The sequence below is a fragment of the Mongoliibacter sp. genome, assembly GCF_007692705.1.
Classification (GTDB): Bacteria; Bacteroidota; Bacteroidia; order Cytophagales; family Cyclobacteriaceae; genus Mongoliibacter.
In genome coordinates, this window is the sequence record NZ_REBN01000044.1 from 1 (window position 1) to 4,356 (window position 4,356).

5 protein-coding genes and 1 pseudogene are annotated in these 4,356 nt (G+C 37.3%); 1 reads left to right on the forward strand and 5 read right to left on the reverse strand.

Going from position 1 to position 4,356, the window contains the following annotated elements; translation table 11 throughout:
• From EA341_RS00680 to EA341_RS00690, 3 genes are all read right to left on the reverse strand, one after another.
• Positions 1 to 791, reverse strand: a 791-nt coding sequence (locus tag EA341_RS00680; protein WP_293010755.1) for an HAEPLYID family protein, incomplete at its 3' end; no start/stop codon positions are given.
• A 117-nt stretch (positions 792 to 908) separates the two neighbouring features.
• A complete protein-coding gene (locus EA341_RS00685; RefSeq protein ID WP_293010756.1) occupies positions 909 to 2,174 on the reverse strand; it encodes a hypothetical protein in 1,266 nt (421 codons plus the stop codon).
• Between the two features lie 93 nt (positions 2,175 to 2,267).
• Positions 2,268 to 2,633, reverse strand: coding sequence for a hypothetical protein (locus EA341_RS00690; protein ID WP_293010757.1), 366 nt, complete (start codon positions 2,631 to 2,633; stop codon positions 2,268 to 2,270).
• 139 nt (positions 2,634 to 2,772) lie between these two features.
• Here EA341_RS00690 and EA341_RS00695 point away from each other — a divergent pair, with 139 nt between their 5' ends.
• A complete protein-coding gene (locus EA341_RS00695; protein ID WP_293010758.1) occupies positions 2,773 to 3,159 on the forward strand; it encodes a DUF983 domain-containing protein in 387 nt (128 codons plus the stop codon).
• 22 nt (positions 3,160 to 3,181) lie between these two features.
• Here EA341_RS00695 and EA341_RS00700 read toward each other — a convergent pair whose 3' ends face one another.
• Together EA341_RS00700 and EA341_RS00705 are read right to left on the reverse strand one after the other, a co-directional pair.
• A complete protein-coding gene (locus EA341_RS00700; protein ID WP_293010759.1) occupies positions 3,182 to 3,781 on the reverse strand; it encodes a hypothetical protein in 600 nt (199 codons plus the stop codon).
• A gap of 381 nt (positions 3,782 to 4,162) precedes the next feature.
• A pseudogene (locus tag EA341_RS00705) lies at positions 4,163 to 4,356 on the reverse strand (alkaline phosphatase); the annotation flags it as partial.

The following is a 4,356-nucleotide window of genomic DNA, read 5'->3' on the forward strand; positions in this document are numbered from 1 at the left end:
ACCATCAAGTTTTCTGCAAGGCCTACGCGCATCTGCGGTCTCATGACAGCTTCAAATTTTCCTTCATGAAATTCTTTATTGAATTCTATGCCTATAAAATTTCTTGTACCTGTAATCATATAATGGAAGTTGGTATGGACTTCATAACTGAATTCCCTTCTCATATCAAAGTCTTTCACAATCCTAGGACCTGTATAGACCAATGTATGATAGTTCAAACCCCAGCGTTTGGCCGCAATGAAAAACGGATTGTAAATATTACCCTTAAAGAGCTCCGATTGACCTAGTTTGTTTAAGTCTACAAATTCGAATTCATGAATATAGCCCAATGCCAGCGAAGTCTTTGCTTTTTCCGAAACCAAAAAAGTCCACTGTGTAGCCAATTTTAAAGATTCGATCCTATTGGCCGGTCTGGTAATATCTACAGGTGTTCCCTCACTTGCTGTAAAAATGGTAACAGGAACTTCGATTTCAAAGCCTAGTCGGTCTATAGGAGCCCATTCATATTCTACCAAAGCTTCATATTTGTTGAAATCCCTTTTATTGAACATTCCAAAGCCTACATTCCATTCTTTTTCTCCCTTTCTTGCACCCAAATCACGAATAAGGTCAATATATAGAGGTTCAGCATGAAGAATTTTGGGTTTCAATTCCCCACCTTTAGGCTCCTCAACTTCAGAAATAAACATGCTGTCCAAGGAAAGTCTTTCAAACCGAAGACTATCAGAATCTTGGGCTTTGACCGTGATAATAACCAACAATGTGGCCAGGGTAATCAGTACTTTTTTCATTTGTCAGTATACAATAAGGACGCAAATTTGATAAAATTTTGGTAACCTAAAACACTGACCACAGTCAATTTTCTACATTTACCAGTAGGTTTTTACTGCTTTATTTTCCAAATAGTTTTAGAAAATAAAGCCCAACCCAAGCTCTAATCTATTGGCTTCAGGAATAATGCTTTCGGAAAGATTTTCCCTGAATTGATAATTGACCTTGAATACCAGGTTCCTTTTTGGGCGAAGATTAGCACCCACACTTATAATCTCAAGATTTTGCCTATCAAATGCCCTGTTTTCAAAACTGCTTGCTACAGAAGCGTGGGTATCCAGTCTTTCGTACCTGAGCCAAATCGGCAATTTCCAGTCTTTTTCACTCTTGAAAGCAGACCATAGATCCCATCTCAATTCTCCATAGTAACCAAAGGTCTCTTCTCCCATCACCTGATTGTCAAATTCAAATATCCGGTCTGTCTGGGTGGTCGATCCGCGCATAGCCAAACCAAAAACAGAAAAGTTACCCCATTCATATCCCGCAAAAGCTGAATAGAGGGAAACTGTCGGATTAAATGATTGTCCGGAAGGTGTGTCAGAACCTCTGCCTGCATCTCCATAATACCCTGCAATACCTAACTTAATATCATCTTGAGCTACATACTCTAATTTGCCATTAGCAGCCCAAGCCCTTGGAACTTCAAGGCCATGGAACCTACCCCTTCTGATCCAGGTACCTTCCACCATATTGGAAGCATCCAGGCCCTTGGTGAGACCAAGGTTATATTCCAATTGATTTTTCAAGAAATTACCATAAAACATTACACCGGTCTCTAGCCATTGGGTAGGGAGTATGATTCTCTCCACCTCCGGTCTATTGACAGAATAAAATGCTATTGGCTCTTCGTTGATGTTGGTGTAACCTACTGGAATGGGATAATTACCTACCCGTACATTGAAACTTGGATGGAATAAATAATCGAACATCCACTCAAAGTTGAGTTCTGTTCCAACTTCTCTAAAGCCATCATGAAGCAATTCTGCCTGTATTTCAGAATTGAAAATAAACCTGTCGGTGATTTTATAGCCAAAGTAAAAACCAAAACGGTAAAGATTGGTGTAGTAAAGCTCAATGTCATCTCCAGTATTTTTTTCTCCTAAGTAGGTTACAGAATTGATTTCTGTAAAGCCGGCAAAAGAATACCTTCGGTCTGCAGAATAGATTTTTGAGGCAGCATTTGCTAAGCCTGGCTGCTTGATATATTTCAACTCTTCAATGAGTTTCTTATTTGATATAGAATCGCTTTTTTCAATGATTTCTTCTGAAACTGGGTCTTCCTGGGCATTTACATAGTAGGTAGCCACAAAGAACAACAGTCCCAAAATGATGCTGTATTTCATTGGTCTGTGTTTATTGAATAATTTGAAGAATAGTAAACCGCTCTCTTTATTGAGAGCTTCGCCAATAGTAATCGGCAGGATTTTTCAAAAAAATCAGACTAATTGTGGAGGTGGAGAATCGTTCTCTTTGCTAATAGATTTAAAAATCTCTAAGTAGTATGTATTGAGACTGGATTCGGAATCATCAAAATCTTGAGCTAAGGCAACCCCTTCGTTTTGTAAGTGAAGCTTGATGTCAGAAAATTTTTTCTTTTCATGCGGCACTTCAGTATCAGGAATTGTTTCATCATCCATTTCGAAAACATACTCCAAAACCAATTCTGCTAAAGAATCAATCGGGTCATGATTTTCTAAGAGAGGTGAGTCAATAACTGATGAATGGTAAAAATTAGCAGAAAGATTGATAAAGTTTACCAAGAGCAGGTAAACCATGAATTTAATGGCGATATGATTTTTCAATCTTTGTAACACATTGCAAACATAGCAAAAATGATGCGAAGAGTCCAATTCAAGAACTTTTCTAATGGTATTTTAATTGTATTAATAGTCACATTTAAAACCAGTTTAGTTGCTATTTTTGCAATCAAATAATTCAAATATGGAAGAAAGGAGTTTGAGGATGGCCATGCTACAGGCGAAATGTCCAAGGTGCAGAAAAGGGGATTTATTTCCCACGTCTGTATTTAGTTATGCAAAGCTGTCAGAAATACATGGAAAATGTCCTGAATGTGATGCAACTATCACTCCTGAGCCAGATTTTTTTTATGGAGCTATGTATATCAGTTATGCCTTTTCTGTTGCCTTGATGGTAAATGTTTCAATAATATTAAGCTATTTCTTAGATAGACCAGCGGTGATGGTCTATGTATGGACAGTTCTTGCAGCTAATTTACTCCTTATGCCTCTGATGTTGAGGTATTCAAAAGTACTGTACTTATATGGTTTGGGAAAATTGACTTATGACCCAAAGGCAACTGAGAAATAGGGCATGGTGACAAATTGACCTGTCAATTGATGATATATGGAGAAGTGGAACTGAATTTTAACTGTTCTCCATTCCTTAAAAAAATAAGGAAATCAGTTTTCATCCTCTCTGCTCTGGTGGTTTCACCATGAAAAGTCAATGTGAAAAACTGGCTCATCCTATTGAATTCTCTGAATCTACTCAGTTGTGTACCATCGGCAAATCTGAATAAATAGGCAATGTCGGTCCCTGGAGGTAGATCCATGAATGGCTCCTTGAGAAGAATTTGAATATTTGAAATGTTCTGCACATTGAATTTGGGTTCACAATCTCGGGCAATACACTGTCCCGGAAAGTGAAGGGATGATGATTGTATTGCCTCATATTCCAATTCAAAATTAAACCTGAAGTCTTCAACTTTGACAGTATCTTCCTTTTCTGAGTAAAGACCATTGATGAAGGGACTGAAAAATACCTGGCTGACTTCAATGACATTAGCCCTTCTCACGACACCACATAGATCATCTTCAAATTCGGGATTGGTATAACAGGCCTGAAGTATCAAAAGCTGAAGCTGAAACAATAATAGTACTGCAGTGAGTAAAGTCGATTTTTTGCTGATATTTGATTTCCACCAACTCATTTTCCTTTCAAGCTAGCCTATATTGCTTCCTTTAATTTAAAGCTTATTAAAAGAAAATACTTTGTATTATACTTTTGTTTTTCAGATTTAATAATTTTTCAGTCCTTTAATTGCTTATCAGACAAGCTCCAAACAAGGTAGTAGCAGAGAAAAAAGGATGGTTAATCTGGGCTTACCTGTCTTAAATAGGATTTTTATTTTTCCGATACAGGAGTCTTCAGGTTAAATAACTTATGTTCTGAATACTATCTACCAAACGAAATAACTTTAATAAATAAGTTTAGCAGAGTGAGATCTTGTGCTTTTTTCAAGTACAGAAGTGTGGGAAACTGCCACACTTCTATATTTTTAAATATTCAATGAATGGTGAGAAAGAAAATTTTATGCAGTCATAAATGCAAATTTACCTTGATTAACTCCAGTTGCTTCCAACATGAAATTGTGTAATTCATAGTTTTTGATAAACCCTGGCATGGTTTCACTTCCAGGGCCATATGTCGCAAGCTCTACATAATCACCGGAATGATTGGTATGCGCCCAACTTACCGCATTGTGTTTCGATAAAATCTGTGCAA

Excerpts from the sequence above, each read along its gene's own strand:
- EA341_RS00695 (WP_293010758.1), top strand. The coding sequence starts at position 2,773 with ATGGAAGAAAGGAGTTTGAGGATGGCCATGCTACAGGCGAAATGTCCA.
- EA341_RS00700 (WP_293010759.1), bottom strand. The coding sequence starts at position 3,781 with ATGAGTTGGTGGAAATCAAATATCAGCAAAAAATCGACTTTACTCACT.
- EA341_RS00685 (WP_293010756.1), bottom strand. The coding sequence starts at position 2,174 with ATGAAATACAGCATCATTTTGGGACTGTTGTTCTTTGTGGCTACCTAC.